The 15,955-nt window shown below is 40.5% G+C and carries 13 protein-coding genes; 4 read left to right on the forward strand and 9 right to left on the reverse strand.

The window, feature by feature from the left end; translation table 11 throughout:
• The first annotated feature begins 38 nt into the window (after positions 1–38).
• Positions 39–1,427, forward strand: a complete 1,389-nt coding sequence (gene purB, locus FTV03_RS06670) for an adenylosuccinate lyase (protein ID WP_168379206.1) — start codon at positions 39–41, stop codon at positions 1,425–1,427.
• A 185-nt stretch (positions 1,428–1,612) separates the two neighbouring features.
• Here purB and FTV03_RS06675 read toward each other — a convergent pair whose 3' ends face one another.
• Entirely contained in the window at positions 1,613–1,852 is a 240-nt protein-coding gene (locus tag FTV03_RS06675; RefSeq protein ID WP_180040618.1) for a hypothetical protein, read from the reverse strand.
• Positions 1,853–2,064: 212 nt separating this feature from the next.
• Between FTV03_RS06675 and FTV03_RS06680 the strand changes: the two genes are divergently transcribed.
• Positions 2,065–2,730, forward strand: a complete 666-nt coding sequence (locus FTV03_RS06680) for a DUF2238 domain-containing protein (protein ID WP_180040620.1) — start codon at positions 2,065–2,067, stop codon at positions 2,728–2,730.
• Between the two features lie 364 nt (positions 2,731–3,094).
• Here FTV03_RS06680 and FTV03_RS06685 read toward each other — a convergent pair whose 3' ends face one another.
• From FTV03_RS06685 to FTV03_RS06710, 6 genes are all read right to left on the reverse strand, one after another.
• Positions 3,095–3,520 carry a hypothetical protein gene (locus FTV03_RS06685; RefSeq protein WP_252725857.1) on the reverse strand — a complete coding sequence of 142 codons (426 nt, stop codon included), beginning with the start codon at positions 3,518–3,520 and terminating at the stop codon, positions 3,095–3,097.
• A gap of 105 nt (positions 3,521–3,625) precedes the next feature.
• Positions 3,626–4,588 carry a protease SohB gene (sohB, locus tag FTV03_RS06690; RefSeq protein WP_180009607.1) on the reverse strand — a complete coding sequence of 321 codons (963 nt, stop codon included), beginning with the start codon at positions 4,586–4,588 and terminating at the stop codon, positions 3,626–3,628.
• A 190-nt stretch (positions 4,589–4,778) separates the two neighbouring features.
• Positions 4,779–5,702: a phosphate ABC transporter ATP-binding protein PstB gene (gene pstB / locus FTV03_RS06695; protein WP_168379202.1), complete on the reverse strand. Its 924-nt coding sequence runs from the start codon at positions 5,700–5,702 to the stop codon at positions 4,779–4,781.
• A 13-nt stretch (positions 5,703–5,715) separates the two neighbouring features.
• Entirely contained in the window at positions 5,716–7,107 is a 1,392-nt protein-coding gene (gene pstA, locus FTV03_RS06700) for a phosphate ABC transporter permease PstA (RefSeq protein WP_180040622.1), read from the reverse strand.
• The gene (gene pstC / locus FTV03_RS06705; RefSeq protein ID WP_180040624.1) at positions 7,104–8,483 is read right to left on the reverse strand and encodes a phosphate ABC transporter permease subunit PstC; all 1,380 of its coding nucleotides are present in this window, start codon (positions 8,481–8,483) and stop codon (positions 7,104–7,106) included. Before pstC ends, pstA begins: the two co-directional genes overlap by 4 nt.
• Positions 8,484–8,582: 99 nt before the next feature.
• On the reverse strand, positions 8,583–9,611 hold the full coding sequence (locus FTV03_RS06710) for a substrate-binding domain-containing protein (protein WP_078190190.1): 1,029 nt from the start codon (positions 9,609–9,611) through the stop codon (positions 8,583–8,585).
• Positions 9,612–10,021: 410 nt separating this feature from the next.
• Here FTV03_RS06710 and FTV03_RS06715 point away from each other — a divergent pair, with 410 nt between their 5' ends.
• Complete coding sequence (locus FTV03_RS06715) at positions 10,022–11,074, forward strand: Rieske 2Fe-2S domain-containing protein (RefSeq protein ID WP_180040626.1); 1,053 nt, start codon at positions 10,022–10,024, stop codon at positions 11,072–11,074.
• 357 nt (positions 11,075–11,431) lie between these two features.
• Here the strand turns inward: FTV03_RS06715 and FTV03_RS06720 are convergent, their stop codons facing one another.
• Positions 11,432–12,964, reverse strand: coding sequence for an aspartate aminotransferase family protein (locus FTV03_RS06720; RefSeq protein WP_180040628.1), 1,533 nt, complete (start codon positions 12,962–12,964; stop codon positions 11,432–11,434).
• 3 nt (positions 12,965–12,967) lie between these two features.
• Positions 12,968–14,341 carry a diaminobutyrate--2-oxoglutarate transaminase gene (locus FTV03_RS06725; protein ID WP_180040630.1) on the reverse strand — a complete coding sequence of 458 codons (1,374 nt, stop codon included), beginning with the start codon at positions 14,339–14,341 and terminating at the stop codon, positions 12,968–12,970.
• A 483-nt stretch (positions 14,342–14,824) separates the two neighbouring features.
• On the opposite strand from FTV03_RS06725, the gene FTV03_RS06730 reads away from it, so the two are divergent.
• Positions 14,825–15,526, forward strand: coding sequence for an SIMPL domain-containing protein (locus FTV03_RS06730; RefSeq protein ID WP_180040632.1), 702 nt, complete (start codon positions 14,825–14,827; stop codon positions 15,524–15,526).
• Positions 15,527–15,955 lie beyond the last annotated feature (429 nt).

The raw sequence follows: 15,955 nt of genomic DNA on the forward strand, positions 1-15,955 counted from the left end.
TTTGTTTTACGTTTAATTCCAAAATTTAAGGAATCGCTATGAACGCTTTAACCGCACTTTCTCCATTAGATGGACGTTACGCAAGCAAATGTGATGCTCTACGTCCCTTCCTCTCTGAGTTTGGTTTAATCCATGCTCGTGTGACTGTTGAAGTGCGTTGGTTACAAGCGCTTGCAAACCGTCCTGAAATCACTGAAGTTCCAGCGTTCAGTGCTGAAACTAACGCTGCGCTTGATGCAATTGTTGCGAACTTCTCTGAAGACAATGCAAACCGCATTAAAGAAATTGAACGTACAACAAACCATGACGTAAAAGCAGTTGAGTACTTCTTAAAAGAGCAAATCGCACATATCGATGAGCTTAAAAATGCTGGAGAATTCATTCACTTTGCATGTACATCTGAAGACATCAACAACTTGTCTCATGCTTTAATGCTTAAAAATGGCCGTGAAGTTTTAGTTGCAGCAATGCAGCAAATCATCGATTCAATCGTTGCTTTGGCTGAACAACACGCTGAACAACCAATGTTGTCTCGTACACACGGTCAAACTGCAAGCCCAACAACTTTGGGTAAAGAAATGGCGAACGTGGCTTACCGCCTTGCACGTCAAATCAAACAATTCAAACAAGTTGAATTACTTGGTAAAATCAATGGTGCAGTAGGTAACTACAACGCGCACTACTCTGCTTACCCTGAAATTAACTGGCCTGCTCATTCACAAGCATTTGTTGAATCTTTAGGCTTAGAATTTAACCCGTACACCACTCAAATCGAACCACATGACTACATGGCGGAACTTTTTGATGCGCTACGTCGTTTCAACACCATTTTGATCGACTTTAACCGTGACGTTTGGGGCTACATCTCACTTGGTTTCTTCAAACAACGTTTGAAAGAAGGTGAAGTTGGTTCTTCAACTATGCCGCATAAAGTAAACCCAATTGACTTCGAAAACTCTGAAGGTAACTTGGGTATTGCAAATGCAGTACTTGCGCATTTAGGCGAAAAACTTCCTGTATCTCGCTGGCAGCGTGACTTAACTGACTCTACTGTTCTTCGTAACATGGGCGTTGGTTTCGCACAAAGCTTAATCGCTTTTGAAGCTTGCTCTAAAGGTATTGGCAAACTTGAGTTGAATGCTCAACGTATTCTAGAAGACCTTGACCATGCTCAAGAAGTTCTTGCTGAACCAATTCAAACTGTAATGCGTCGTTATGCCGTTGAAAAACCTTACGAAAAACTTAAAGCCCTAACTCGTGGTCAAGCAATGACTCGCGAAATGATGGTTGATTTCGTAAATGGTAACGAATTAGAAGCTGTTCCAGCTGCTGACCGTGCACGTCTTGCAGAAATGACACCTGCAACATATACAGGTAATGCATCAACTCAAGCAGCAAACATTAAAGATCTTATTTCTAAAATCTAATTTTAGATAGATCAAAAAAAACGAGGCTTCATGCCTCGTTTTTTATTTATAATACTTCTGCTCTCTTTGAGATGAGGTGCATGCTCCGCAAGGAGATTAGACTATCCAACTCTCCCCTTGCGAACTCAGAATATATTCTGAGGATTCTCATCTCCTATAAGGAGATAGAAAATTTAGACGTAATTTTATTCTGCAGGGCAATATTTCGCCCAATCTTCTTTCATCCTTTGTAATTCACAGCCTGTTAAAACATCTGAATAATAAACATAATATGTGGTATCGGGATATTGAATCTCATGGCGAAACATCATGCCGCGCAAAGACACAGAGAGCTCTTCTGGAAAATCATATGTTAAATTAAGTTCTTCAAACTCATAGTTAAAATAACAATTTTGAGTCGCAATAAATGCCTCAACAACAGCCATAGTCACGTCCAAATATATAAACTTCGATATACATCTGAGTTTAATACAATCTTTTTGAAAATACTTATCCCTAGTAGCGAACTGATGACATTTGAAAAAATAATGCACAAATTCTAGCGCCGTCTAACTAACACTTTTCATCGCATTATGGCTATACTTGCCGCGAATTATAACCACTGCACACCGATAAAAATTTTGAGCTTTGCCTTTTCATGATTGATTTCAAATTAAAACTTAAGCACATCTTAGCTTTTGCGTTATTAACTCTTGCCATTGTGATCGCCAGTATCCAACCTTTAGAAATGGAAGCATATATTCTCCATCAAATCGGCACTGCGTTTATGCTGATTGTGCTGCTCATTTTCCTCTATAAAATAGGGCTAAGTTTCACAACTGTTTGCCTGTATCTTGGCTTTTTATTGATTCATGTTATCGGTGCCCATTATTTATATTCTTATGTACCTTATTCTGAATGGACACAAGCTCTCTTCGGTTTCAACCTTGACCAAAGCATGGGATGGTCTCGGAATATGTATGATCGGCTTGTACATCTTGCCTATGGATTGCTGCTCTATCCGTTCTTTTATCGCATATTTCAAATCTGGCTACCGCCATTAAAAGCCGGAACACTCTTTTTATTGGTTATACAATTCGTCATGGCGACCAGTTTATTTTATGAATGGATCGAATGGCTGATTGCCATTGGCTTATCACCAGAAGAAGCTGAAAATTATAATGGGCAACAAGGTGATATTTGGGATGCGCATAAAGATATGCTGCTCGCAACACTTGGTGCGATGATCACTGGTGGTATTTGTTTAATGACATCAAATTTGTTGAATAACGCTAAACAAAAGCCTGAATATTTTTTATCTTAAATACTGATGTTACGCACCTAGAAGTAATTTCTCATTTTAAAAATGATTTTTAAGTCTATTCGACGGAGTCTTACATCTAGGAATTGAATAACGGGATTAGCCTTCGGCTGGAGGTACTTTTACGAAACGATGTTTCTCATTCGGCAAAATGAGAAGCGAAGCTTCGCAAGGAAACCATCTTGCGAAGCAATGCTCCTCACCGCAAAACTCGTTCGCTCGCGTCTACGTATTCAAAGTATCGCAAAAACATTTTTGATTAGAAGCAGCCCTGTCTCAAACACTTGCGGATGACGTTACCGCGTATCGTTGTTTTATTTGAATCAAATTGCACTTCTGGTGTTACTGCGTAACATCAGTTAAATATTTAAGCAGTCCATTGAATTAAGATTGAATCTGACATTTGCGGATTCAATTTTCGGTCATAATACTGAAAGCACGCTTTTGCTCCCGCTGGCATTTTTTGTAGATCATCATCTATACGAAAATGCCGTGTATATTTTGTATGATTCACTAAAATTTCAACCCGCTCAAAAGGCTGTCTTTTATTTATATTTCCGCTACTCATATAACTCTGATAGGCCACAACAGTGCCGCAGGCTTCAGAGCGAACATCTACCTGTAGTGATGAACAATAAATATAGCCTGCCAACAGTGTTGCTGCTGGGCCAAACAGCGCAGCATACTGTTTCAGCACAGATTTTTTCACACTTTGAAAATGCAGCAAATATAGCCAAGGCCAAACCATTAGGCAAATGACACCACCTAAAATAAACAGAAAATTAGACATCATTATCATCAATATCTATGTACGCAACGCAATCTATCACAACAGCATCGTTTAGCATAAAAAAAGCTCACCGAAGTGAGCTTTAAATACTTTATAAGCATAAAGATTTTAAAATTTTAGATCTTTTAATTGAACGATATTTGCATTAGCTTTGCTCAATGATTCCATCACTTTTGACATGACAGCAGGAACCAATGAATCCGCAATTTGTGCTGCTTGTAAGCCTAACTTCTCACCCAGTGTTGGTTTTTTGCGGGTTTCAATCATATATACATCATGTTGTGGCATAAGACTTAATAGATATTCATCTGACGTTTGGAGTTTATCGACCAAATTGAGATCCATTGCATCTTGACCATACCAATGCTCACCTGTGGCAACTTTATCGACATTGAGCTGAGGACGGTATTTTTCAACAAAGTGTTTAAACAAGTTATGGGTTTGCTGTAACTCTTCTTCAAATTTGGCTTTACCTTCAGCAGTATTTTCACCAAACATAGTTACGGTACGTTTGAACTGACCCGCGGTATACAGTTCAAAATCGATATGTTTTTCTTTCAATAAACGGTTAAAGTTCGGCACTTGTGCAACTACACCAATCGAACCCACCACGGCAAATGGTGCTGAAACGATCTCATTTGCAATGCAGGCCATCATATAGCCACCGCTTGCAGCAACTTTATCCACGCAAATGGTTAAGTTAAATCCAGCATCACGTAAACGTACCAATTGTGCAGCGGCCAGACCATAGCCATGCACCATCCCGCCTGGACTTTCTAAACGTAAAACCACGCGGTCACGTCCTGCTTTTGCTGTCGCTAAGATCAGGGTAATTTCTTCACGTAGACTCGTTACCGCAGATGCAGCGGTATCACCATTAAAATCGATTACATAAATTTTTTGGTTATTCTTTTTACGTGCGCGCGCTTCTTTTGATAATTGTTGGCTTAGTTGCAGCAGCTCAAGTTTAGATGCAGTCGTTTGCGCAATTTTTTTTCGTTGTTCATTGATACGTGCATTTAAGTGGCTTACACGAATTTCCGCAGGCAACTTGGGATTATGAAATAGCATAAAATTGAAACTCATTTAATTCATATTTATGTTGTATAACATGTGGGTTACATCACAAAAATTCAATCTATTTTTTGAAAATAATTCTCATTGAGTCAAATTGAGCTTTTTATTTCTATCAATCCTTTTCTACCTAATTATTGACTTCATAAAAAAAGAGCCTTTCGGCTCTATTTTCAAACAGTCTAGATTAACCAAAACGACCGGTAATATAGGCTTCTGTAAGCTGATGATCCGGTTGGGTAAAGACTTTTTCAGTGGAATTCACTTCAATTAAATCACCCAAATGGAAATATGCGGTACGGTCAGAAACACGCGCTGCTTGTTGCATCGAGTGTGTCACAATCGCAATGGTATATTGCGCTGAAAGTTCAGTGATGAGCTCTTCTACTTTTGCTGTTGCAATTGGATCGAGTGCTGAACAAGGTTCATCCATTAAAATCACTTCAGGACTGACAGCAATGGTTCGCGCAATACATAGACGTTGCTGCTGACCACCTGAAAGTCCTGTACCCGGTTGGTTCAAACGGTCTTTCACTTCATCCCAAAGGCCTGCTTTACGCAGACTATTTTCAACAATTTCTTCCATGTCGTATTTGTCACGTGCCAAACCATGCAATTTTGGACCATAAGCGACATTGTCAAAAATTGACTTTGGGAATGGGTTCGGCTTTTGGAAAACCATACCCACTTGGGCACGCAGTAACACCACATCTAGATTTGGATCATAGATATCTTGATTATCCATGAGCACTTGCCCTGTCACACGACAAGAATCAATCGTGTCATTCATACGGTTAAGCGTACGTAGGAAAGTTGACTTACCACAACCAGACGGTCCAATAAAGGCAATCACTTCATTTTCATAAATGTTCAGATCAATGCCTTTGATCGCTTCAGATTCGCCATAGTACACATGCACATCATTGGTACTGATTTTCACATTGGTCGATTTCGCATCTTTTTTCGCGCTAGATTGCGTATCGAATTGTGACACAAACGCAGTATTGGTTTGCTTTTGGCTGCCCTGTGCAGAGGTAAATTGTGTTTGTTCTGGATTCACGGACTTATCCTGATCTAAGGAATTCTTTTCAGTTGTAACGACGCTATTCATATAATGCCCTCAATTACCAGCGTACTTCAAATTTCTTACGTAACCAGATGGCTAAACTGTTTAAGCCGATCATGAGAGCAAGAAGTACAATGATTGCTGCTGCGGTACGCCCTTCAAAGAAGTTACGTAGTTCGTTACCTTGCCAAAGGAAAATTTGTACAGGTAATGCAGTGGATTGATCTAAAGGAGTGGCTGGTACACTTGCCACAAAGGCACTCATACCAATCAATAATAATGGAGCAGTTTCACCTAGGGCTTGTGCAACACCAATAATGGCACCGGTTAAAATACCCGGTAATGCCAGTGGCAAGACATGGTGAAATACAGTTTGTAAACGTGATGCACCCAAACCTAAAGCTGCTTGACGAATCGATGGCGGGACAGCTTTTAGTGATGCACGTGTGGTAATAATGACCGTTGGTAGTGTCATCAAACTTAAGACCAAACCACCAACCACAGGTGCCGAAAGCGGCATGTGCATCCAACCAATAAAGATCGCAGCACCAAGTAAACCAAAGACAATCGAAGGAACCGCTGCTAGGTTGTTAATGTTGACTTCGACAACATCCGTAATCCAGTTTTTAGGTGCAAATTCTTCTAAGTAAATTGCGGATGCTACACCGATTGGAATCGAAATAATCATCACGATCAGCATCATGAAGAGTGAACCCATAAACGCCCCTGCTAAACCTGAAGTTGCAGGTGAGCTACGAGAGTCTGGATTTTTAAATATTTCAGTATTAAATGAGTTGGTGATAACACCGTCAGCCTTGAGTTTATCTGCGAGTTGGCGTACTTCTGGGCTCAATTGTTGCTGTTCATCAGGCAAGCTGCGGTCAATATTACCCGCTAACCAGACATCGACATTGGCATCTGCAAGGATTTTTAAATCTTGTTTTTGGCCAATCAATGACGGATCTGCCATAACCATGTCACGTAAGCGATATGCTTCTGAACTGGTATATAAACTGTTGAGATCATCACGTTGAGTGGCAATCGCTGGATCTTTTGCAATGATCCCATTTACGATCAGCGCATCCCAATCCACCATGCCCATTTCAGTTTGCCAAGCAATATAACGCTCTTGGAACTGTGCAGGAGATTCACCTTCTTTTTGAACCGGTTTCGCTCCTACATTGACGATACTTGGATCAAAAAACACAGGCACCGTCATCGAGCTTTGCCAGAATGCTGGTAAGCCTTTGGCTAAAATACTGCCAAACAATAGCACGACGAACAATAAGCCAGTCACTACTGCACTAAAACCCAAGACACGGAAGGTATTTTCTTTACGGTGTCTTTTCGCCAATGAGTTTTCAATGATTTTCTTACGTTTTTCACGAAGCTCTGCGGCTGCGTGCGGATCAAAAGTTTGATCCATATTTGATATATTCGTCGTACTCATTCGTATTGCTCACGGTATTTACGCACAATGTACAGTGCAACAATATTCAGACCTAAAGTAATCACAAACAGTGTTAAACCGAGTGCAAAAGCGACCAATGCTTGAGGACTCGCAAAGTCTGTATCACCTGTTAATTGGTTTACGATGGTAATGGTGACTGTAGATACCGCTTCGAGTGGGTTGATATGCAGTAAAGGACTGTTCCCTGCTGCAAGCACCACAATCATGGTTTCACCAATTGCACGAGATGCAGCCAATAAGAATGCACCGATGATGCCCGGCAATGCTGCTGGAATCACCACTTGGCGAATGGTTTCTGATTTTGTAGCACCCAAACCAAGTGAACCATCACGAAGCGCGCGAGGCACTTGAGTAATGATGTCGTCAGATAATGATGAAACGAATGGGATAATCATAATCCCCATCACAAAGCCTGCTGTTAAAGCACTGGTTGCATTAATATCGAGTCCAATATACGCGCCGAGCTGTTTTGCAAAAGGTCCAATAATCATTAAGGCAAATACACCGTAAACAATCGTTGGAATACCTGCGAGAACTTCAATGGCCGGTTTTGCCCAAGCACGGAAACTTGGCTTGGCATATTCAGCCAAGTAAATCGCAATCATCAGACCAACTGGAACAGCAACCAATAGCGCAATTCCACTAACCATGAGTGTGCCCCAAAGGAGTGGCAGCAAACCATAACTACCTTCAGCATTCCCTGATGTACTAAAACCGGGGTTCCATTCAGTGCCTAAGAAGAAATCTAGTGGACTGACAAAACTAAAGAAACGCATGGCTTCACTGAACATCGACATCACAATGCCAACTGTTGTCAGGATTGCGACACCCGAACACAGTGCCAATGCGATATTAATGACTTTTTCGACTTGGTTACGTGCACGATATTTTTCTGCGATGCGGCGTTTAGCCATGACTAAACCAATCAATCCCGCACAAATCACAATGGCCAATTTTGCATATGAGCCAATGTTTTCAATTTTCTTTAATTGTTCTGCTGCTGCAAGTTCATATGCAGCTGGCGTATCACTTACTCCAAAACCAGAAGCAATCGCTTGGACGCGGTCAACCATTACGCTTGTGCTTGCAGGATCTAAACCTAAACGAATATTTTCTGGGACATTATTTAAAATAACGTGTTGAAAAATACTCGGTTCAACCAAGTTCCAAACAATCAAGATTAAAAAAGCGGGAATCCCACACCATAAAGCGACCAAAACACCATAATAGCCCGGTCGAGAATGCAGCATTGCTGAGTTATTGCCTTTACCTGCAAGTTTGCGACTTTTAGTCAGTCCAACTTGATAAGCGATTGCAATAATTGCGAGTAACACACCAATAAGTAGCAGATTCATGTAATCTCCACTGTTTTTTCAAAAGCCCTTCTTGAAAAAACTGTTTCTTTGCAAAAAGCCAATGGCAGGTCAATCCTGCCATTGGCTGTTTCAATCCAATTATTTAACTGCTTTACCAGCTTTAAAGTTTGCAAGAACTGCAGCGCGTTCTTTATCAGACATTGAAATTAAGCCTGCTTTTTCTAGCTTAGAACCTTTACCTGATACTTTTTTGCTTAAGAAGAATTCTGTGAACTCTTTTAAGCCTTTAATTGATTTTAAGTGCTCGCCTTTAACGTAGAAGAACAATGGACGAGATACTGGGTATGAACCATTTAAAATTGTCTTCTCAGACGGCGCTACATTATTCACTGTTGCTACACGTAGCTTGTCACGGTTTTGGTCATAGAAACCCAGACCGAATACACCGACCGCATTAGGTGAAGTTTTTAAGCGTGCCAATGTTTCTGTATAGTCGCCTGCAATTTCAATCACACGGCCATCTTTACGGAATGTTGAACATGCTTTTTTCTGAGCATCTTTATCTAATTTTGCGAAAGCTTCATAAGTTTCACAGCCAGCATCAACCATTTTTTCTTGGAACACTTCACGTGTACCGTGGTTTGATGCAGGAATAACTAAAGTGATTGCTTCGTTTGGTAATGTTGGGTCGATTTGATTCCAACGTGTGTATGGGTTTGGAACCAATTTACCTTTTGATGGTAGTTCAGCAGCGAGTGCAGCAAATACGTGCTGTGGGCGAAGTTTGAATGCCGCTTTTTTCGCATTTGACGCAAATACGATACCGTCATATCCAACTTTAATTTCTAAGATTTGGTTAACGCCGGCTTTTTTACATGCAGCCAATTCAGTATCTTTAATTTTACGAGATGCGTTTGCAACGTCAATTGTGTTGTCGCCAACACCATTACAAAATTGTTTCAAACCACCTGAAGTACCGCCTGAACCTACGACAGGTGCTTTAAATTGTGGGAATGTATTACCAAACTCTTCTGCAACAATACTTGCATAAGGCAGTACAGTTGAAGAACCAGCAATTTGGATCGTGTCACGAGCTGCATTTGCAGTTGTAGCGACTGTTGCCCCAGTAGTGAGTACCATAGCAAGTGCGATATGATTTAAGCGCATTCTCATCTCTCTTAATTGATGCATTTATTGGAGTACGCCACTTTTGTTTTTAAAGTCTTGTACTTTTTCGATATCTGCATTTTGATTTTAGAGTATGACAGTTAGGTTACATCTTTATGACGCTTTTATGATAATTGATGATTGCACATTGATTTAAATATAATTCTCTATTTTTCAATATGTAATGAAATTTTTCAAAGTATTGGTCTTATTTATTTCTACTTTGATATTCGTAAGAATTCATGTCCGTGTCATATTTTGTCTTATTTTCTTTTTTCAAATTCCACTCTTTTTCTGAATGATGCAGATTTGCATGTTCGATTTTTTATTTCCTTGTATTCCAATAATTGAAATTTCATTACATTTTTAGTTCGCTCAATATGCAAGTTTACATAAAAACAGAGCCTAAAATGACAAGTAAAGCCATTGCGACATTTAACCCAGACTTGCCTGTGCATATGACTTTTGAAGAACATGACTGGCACTTACTTGCAGAATATTGGTATCCGATTGCTTTATCGAGAGACATTACAGAACAGCCTTATGGCACTGTGCTTTTAGATATGCCGCTCGTTATCTATAAAATGGGAAATGAACTGGTTGTCGCTAAAGACGCCTGCCCGCATAGGGGCGTACCGCTAAGTTTAGGCAAAAATGATGGTCTAGGGGTAGTCTGCCGCTATCATGGCTTACGCTTTGGTGAACATGGGCATTGCAACCGTATACCCGCACATCCCGATCACAAGATCTCCCCTCGCTTTAATTTACGAACTTATGCAGCTGTCGAACGTTATGGCTTAATTTGGTGCTCCCTCACTGCCCCTAAAGAGGCTGAGCCCAATATCCCTATCATGCCAAATTGGGAAAATATTGAATTTCAGAAATTGGTTTGCCCAACAGTAGATTTTCAATGCTTCGCAGGCAGGCAGCTTGAAGGTTTTATTGATGTCGCTCATTTTGCATGGGTACATCCAGAAACTTTTGGTGACCCTGAAAATACAGAAGTACCTGACTATAAAACCATTGAAACTGCAACAGGATTCCATGCAGATTACTGGAGCAGTGTTGGACGCTATCCAATTGGTTTAGAACAACGTGGACAAGAGGACTTTCAATGGCTACGGCATTTTGAGATTCATCTACCTTTTACCGCAACGCTGACCATTCATTTTCCAAACGACAGCAAGCAAGTGATTATGAACGCGGCCTCGCCTATGACTGCCCGCTCCACACGTCTATTTGCACCGATTTGCCGTAACTATGACAAAGACTTGCCTATTGAGGATGCTTACGACTTTAACCTGAAAATATTTGAGGAAGACCGATTGGTGTCCGAATCGCAAAAGCCTGAATATTTGCCTTTGGATTTAAGCATCGAAGCACATTTCCCGGCGGACCGTAGTTCGAGTATGTACCGTAAACTGCTGCGTAAGAAAGGTTTTAGTCCATTATTTGCGGCATAACATCAATATCGTATTGCATTCACCTCACCCTAAGCCTCTCCTACAAGGAGAGGGAAACTCCTTTACAAGCCTTATATTGGTTATAAATATTGTGGTATCACATTCATCAAATGATAAACATCAATGACTATCGCGACTGGCGACAGGGATGTCACTATAAGGTAATGGTCACATGGATGTACCTTTTCCCTGAGAAGGATTTTAGTTACTTTGATCCTTCAAAGTAACAATCTGCCTACACAGTAAAATATCATCACTCAATGAAAAATTGTGGCTGTAAAATCATTAACTGTTTTTTCATTTAGACAAAAAAAGGAGCTCAAATGAGCTCCTTCTTCTACAACTGCAAAACGACAATTAGTCAATTGCAGGTGTATATGTACCATCAGCGATTGGGCCTTTGATACGATCCGCTTCTGCAAGCACAAGAGCAAGTAAATTCTTCACGTTATCTAAAGTCGCTACTGGGCTTAAAGTCGTCATTTTCAAAGATTGAACCTGACCAACTTTAGTTACACCAATATTCGCTTCACCACGAGCAAACAATTCGTCTGCTACGTTTTGGTTCAATGTATCTAACAATTCAACAGGGTAGCCTGCTGGCACTACACGGAACAATACCGATGCAAATTGAGGATCAACCAGCATTTCTAGACCGTCAGTTGCAGTAATATAATCTGCAACATCACGTGTAAGCCCTACACCGTGATCGATCATCGAACCGTAAAGCTCTTCACCTAGCGCTTCAACTGTCATCCACAACTTCAACGCATCGAAACGGCGAGTTGTTTGAAGTGACTTAGATACTAAGTTCGGAACGCCATGCTCTTCATCATAAGCAGAGTTTAAGTACTCAGCTTCATAATGCATGAAACGATAGTTCGCTTCATCTTTAAGCAAGAATGCGCCACATGAAATCGTTTGGAAGTAATGCTTATGGAAATCAAGCGTTACCGAGTCAGACAGTTCAATACCATCTAACATTGAACGATAGTCATTTGAAAGAATCAGTGCACCGCCCCATGCTGCGTCGATATGCATCCACGCGCCATATTTGTTGGTGATCGCACGCACTTCTTTCAATGGGTCAATTGCGCCTGCATCGGTTGTACCCGCAGTTGCAACTACACATGCTACGATTTTGCCCGTCGCGCGAAGGTGCGCCATGGTTTTCTCAAGCGCGTCCATGTCCATGCGTGCATTTGCATCTACAGGAACAGTGACAACAGATTGGAAACCCATACCCATCATGGCCATGTTCTTTTGCACAGAGAAATGTGCATTTTCAGAACAGATCACTTTTACGTTACGCATTGCTTCCGCAGGTACGCCATCACGCTGAACAGACCACGGGTTACCGTTTTCGTCTTTCCAGTTTTTAGCAATACATGCATCACGTGCAAGCAAAACGCCCATCAGGTTAGACTGCGTACCGCCAGAGGTGAATACACCTGCTTGACCTGCACCATAGCCAACTTTTTGGCGAAGCCAGTCAATTAACTGAACTTCCATCAATGAACCTGCAGGGCTTTGATCCCAAGAGTCCATAGATTGGTTTGTCGCGTTAATTAACACTTCAGCGATTTGGCTTGTTACCATCGTTGGGCAATGCAAATGCGCTAAAGAATGTGGGTGATGTACTTTTAAGCTTTTATTTAAGAAAAGCTCAACCATACGGTCTAGTGATTTTTGAACGCCCATACCTTCTTTTGAAGGGTTGAACGCAATTGCACTACGAAGCTCTTTAATGCTACCGCCGGTGTACATTTTGTCATTTTGCAACCATGCAGATACAGCTTTTACAGCTGAATCCATTGCTGACTGATAGTCAGCAATGGATTGTGCATCATTGCAGAATAACGCTTTACGATGTTCTGCAAAATCTACCATGACTTATGCGCCTCGAGTTGCAACTAGTGCTTCAGCAAGTGCTTTCTTGAAGCGAACGATCACTTCTTCACATTCAGCTTGGTTAATGATCAATGGGCAAAGTAAACGAATTACAGTACCGTTACGACCACCTTTTTCTAACAACAATTTGTTGTTGAAACATGCTGCTTGAATTGCTGCTGCCAATTGAGAATCACCTGGTAAAGAACCCATGTGATCTGCTTTTTGACGTTCATCAACAATTTCAACACCAATCATCAAACCACGGCCACGTACGTTACCGATACATGGGAATTCTACCGCTAATTTTTTAATTTCAGCTTGTAAGAAGTCGCCACGCTCTTGCGCGTTTTGAGCCAAGTTTTGTTCTTTGATGGTTTTGATTGTTGCAAGACCAGTACCCATAGCAAGTTGGTTACCACGGAATGTGCCCGTATGACCCGCTGGTTGCCATGCGTCAAACTTACGTTTAATACCTAATACTGCAAGTGGTAAGCTACCACCTACTGCTTTAGACATTACAACGACGTCTGGCTCAATACCTGCATGTTCAAAGGCAAACATTTTACCTGAACGTGCAAAGCCTGCTTGTACTTCATCAAGAATCAACACGATGTTGTGCTTTTCAGTCACTTCGCGGATTTTCTTTAACCATTTTACAGGTGCAGTCACTACACCGCCTTCACCTTGGATTGCTTCCAAGATTACAGCTGCTGGCTTAGTTACACCACTTTCTACGTCTTCAATGAAGTTTTCGAAATAATACGTTAATGCGTCTACACCCGCTTCACCACCAATGCCTAATGGGCAACGGTATTCATGCGGATACGGCATAAATTGAACACCTGGCATTAAGCCATTCACAGCATTCTTCGCAGACAAGTTACCTGTCATTGCTAAAGAACCATGTGTCATACCATGGTAACCACCTGAGAAGCTGATTACTGAACTACGACCAGTGTAAGTTTTTGCTAATTTAATTGCTGCTTCTGTACCATCTGCACCAGATGGGCCACAGAACTGTAAGCAGTACTCTTCTTTACCACCAGGTAATTGCTCAAGTAATGCTTCAGTAAATGCATCTTTTAAAGGCGTTGTTAAATCCAAAGTATGCAATGGGAGACCACTTGCAAGTGTATCTTGGATACTTTGAATGACCGCAGGGTGATTATGGCCTAGTGCCAATGTACCTGCCCCAGCTAAACAATCAAGGTACTCTGTACCTTCAACATCGGTAACCCAACAGCCCAAAGCTTTTGCTATCGCAAGTGGAAGTTTACGTGGATAGCTACGAACATTCGATTCCATTTGACTTTGGCGAGTTAAATAGTATTCGTTAGTAGAATTAGGGGCAGGATTTACTGAAGAAACGCTCATATCGAATTACCATCTCTGATATGGGTTAAAAGAAATAAGTCGGGTGACTTGCGGTCCTTTGACTCGGTGCTTTATGAGTTCCAGTTAGTTTTAAGAGCTCTATATGTAATGGCTAACTAGAGGGCGGATGATACAGAATTTTTCAGGAAAATAAATAACTTTTATGACCAAATCATAGCATCAAGCACTGAAAAAACAGATCAATCCGATTGATAGCCTGAATTATCATCTTACAGTGTGACAAAACAAAGAAAACCTTTTTATTTTATGCTTTTTTACAACTTATGAATGATTATTGTAATCATCAATTATTTAAACAACTAAGTACTGATTATTTAAATAAATATTCATCAAGCACTACATTTATTTTTCTTGAAAGATTTACAATCCCACCACAGATTTTCCTTTAATCCATCACAATCCCCTTTTAAGATAACAGCATAAGCTAAATTAGTCATTCTGAAAGAAGAATAGGTCATAACAATGCGTAAAATTATCTTATCTACTGTTTTATTAGCATCAGGTTTAGGTTTGGCAGCAGCAACTCAAGCAGCTGACCCACTCAATTACAACATCGTGAACATTCAAGCGGATGCTACTCGCCAAGTGTCGAACGACCAAATGTATGCCGTTTTATATATTGAAAAATCAAATAAACAGCCGGCTGAACTTGCTACCCAAATCAACCAATTAATGACCCAAGCGGTGAACACAGCCCGTAAATACCCTGCGGTAAAAATCGAAACGGGATCTCAAAGCACCTACCCGATTTATGACAATGACAGTCGTAAATTGAAAGAATGGCGTGGTCGTGCTGAAGTTCGTTTAGAAAGTACTGACTTTAAAACTGCTAGCCAATTGGTGAGCGAGTTACAACAAAATTTCCAAACTCAATCCATCAGCTTTAGTGTGTCAGATGCACAGCGTAAAAAAGTTGAAAATGAACTGATGGTTGAAGTATCCAAAAACTTTCAACAACGTGCCCAAGCGCTCGCTCAGGCATGGAATAAATCAGGCTACAACTTGGTTAATATTAATTTAAATACCAGCAATTATGGTGGTCAGCCAGTTCCGCGTATGGCGATGATGAAAGCTGCAAGTGCCGATGCTATTCCTGAACAAGAAATGGCAGGTGGTGAATCTAAAATCACGGTCAGTGCAAATGGCTCTATCCAGTTTAAATAATTAAATTCATTTTAAGAAACCGTGCTTTAGCGCGGTTTTTTTGACTATAAATTCCATCTATTCTTTATTTAAATTAAAAAGTCTATTAGCTTAATCAAATTCATAGTTTCAAATGATAATCATCCTTATTTAAATTTATCGCACTCAAGATTATGATACGCGCTCTCTCTCCATTGCTCACACTTTTATGTATAGTTCAAGCAAAAAATCTCTAAAGCTTCAAAACTTCCCGTTATTACCGCTAAGTATTGCCGTAGGTATAAGCATGGTTGCCACTATGGCTTCTGCTGCTGAAAATACAGATATAGCTAAATACCAAATAAATCATTACAGTAATCTTTAAATAATTTATCAATATCTTTAACTCTAAACTTAGTTCGAATCGCCTTGACTCGTGACCACATATTTTCTATTGGATTTAAATCTGGA

This window comes from Acinetobacter sp. YH12218 (assembly GCF_013417925.1).
Classification (GTDB): domain Bacteria; phylum Pseudomonadota; class Gammaproteobacteria; order Pseudomonadales; family Moraxellaceae; genus Acinetobacter; species Acinetobacter amyesii.

What these genes read in the sequence shown, in the direction of transcription:
- FTV03_RS06720 (WP_180040628.1), bottom strand. Translation starts at nt 12,964, where the DNA reads ATGGTAGATTTTGCAGAACATCGTAAAGCGTTATTCTGCAATGATGCA.
- FTV03_RS06680 (WP_180040620.1), top strand. Translation starts at nt 2,065, where the DNA reads ATGATTGATTTCAAATTAAAACTTAAGCACATCTTAGCTTTTGCGTTA.
- FTV03_RS06715 (WP_180040626.1), top strand. Translation starts at nt 10,022, where the DNA reads ATGACAAGTAAAGCCATTGCGACATTTAACCCAGACTTGCCTGTGCAT.
- purB (WP_168379206.1), top strand. Translation starts at nt 39, where the DNA reads ATGAACGCTTTAACCGCACTTTCTCCATTAGATGGACGTTACGCAAGC.
- FTV03_RS06730 (WP_180040632.1), top strand. Translation starts at nt 14,825, where the DNA reads ATGCGTAAAATTATCTTATCTACTGTTTTATTAGCATCAGGTTTAGGT.
- pstA (WP_180040622.1), bottom strand. Translation starts at nt 7,107, where the DNA reads ATGAGTACGACGAATATATCAAATATGGATCAAACTTTTGATCCGCAC.
- FTV03_RS06710 (WP_078190190.1), bottom strand. Translation starts at nt 9,611, where the DNA reads ATGCGCTTAAATCATATCGCACTTGCTATGGTACTCACTACTGGGGCA.
- pstB (WP_168379202.1), bottom strand. Translation starts at nt 5,702, where the DNA reads ATGAATAGCGTCGTTACAACTGAAAAGAATTCCTTAGATCAGGATAAG.
- FTV03_RS06675 (WP_180040618.1), bottom strand. Translation starts at nt 1,852, where the DNA reads ATGGCTGTTGTTGAGGCATTTATTGCGACTCAAAATTGTTATTTTAAC.
- FTV03_RS06685 (WP_252725857.1), bottom strand. Translation starts at nt 3,520, where the DNA reads ATGATGTCTAATTTTCTGTTTATTTTAGGTGGTGTCATTTGCCTAATG.
- sohB (WP_180009607.1), bottom strand. Translation starts at nt 4,588, where the DNA reads ATGCTATTTCATAATCCCAAGTTGCCTGCGGAAATTCGTGTAAGCCAC.
- pstC (WP_180040624.1), bottom strand. Translation starts at nt 8,483, where the DNA reads ATGAATCTGCTACTTATTGGTGTGTTACTCGCAATTATTGCAATCGCT.
- FTV03_RS06725 (WP_180040630.1), bottom strand. Translation starts at nt 14,341, where the DNA reads ATGAGCGTTTCTTCAGTAAATCCTGCCCCTAATTCTACTAACGAATAC.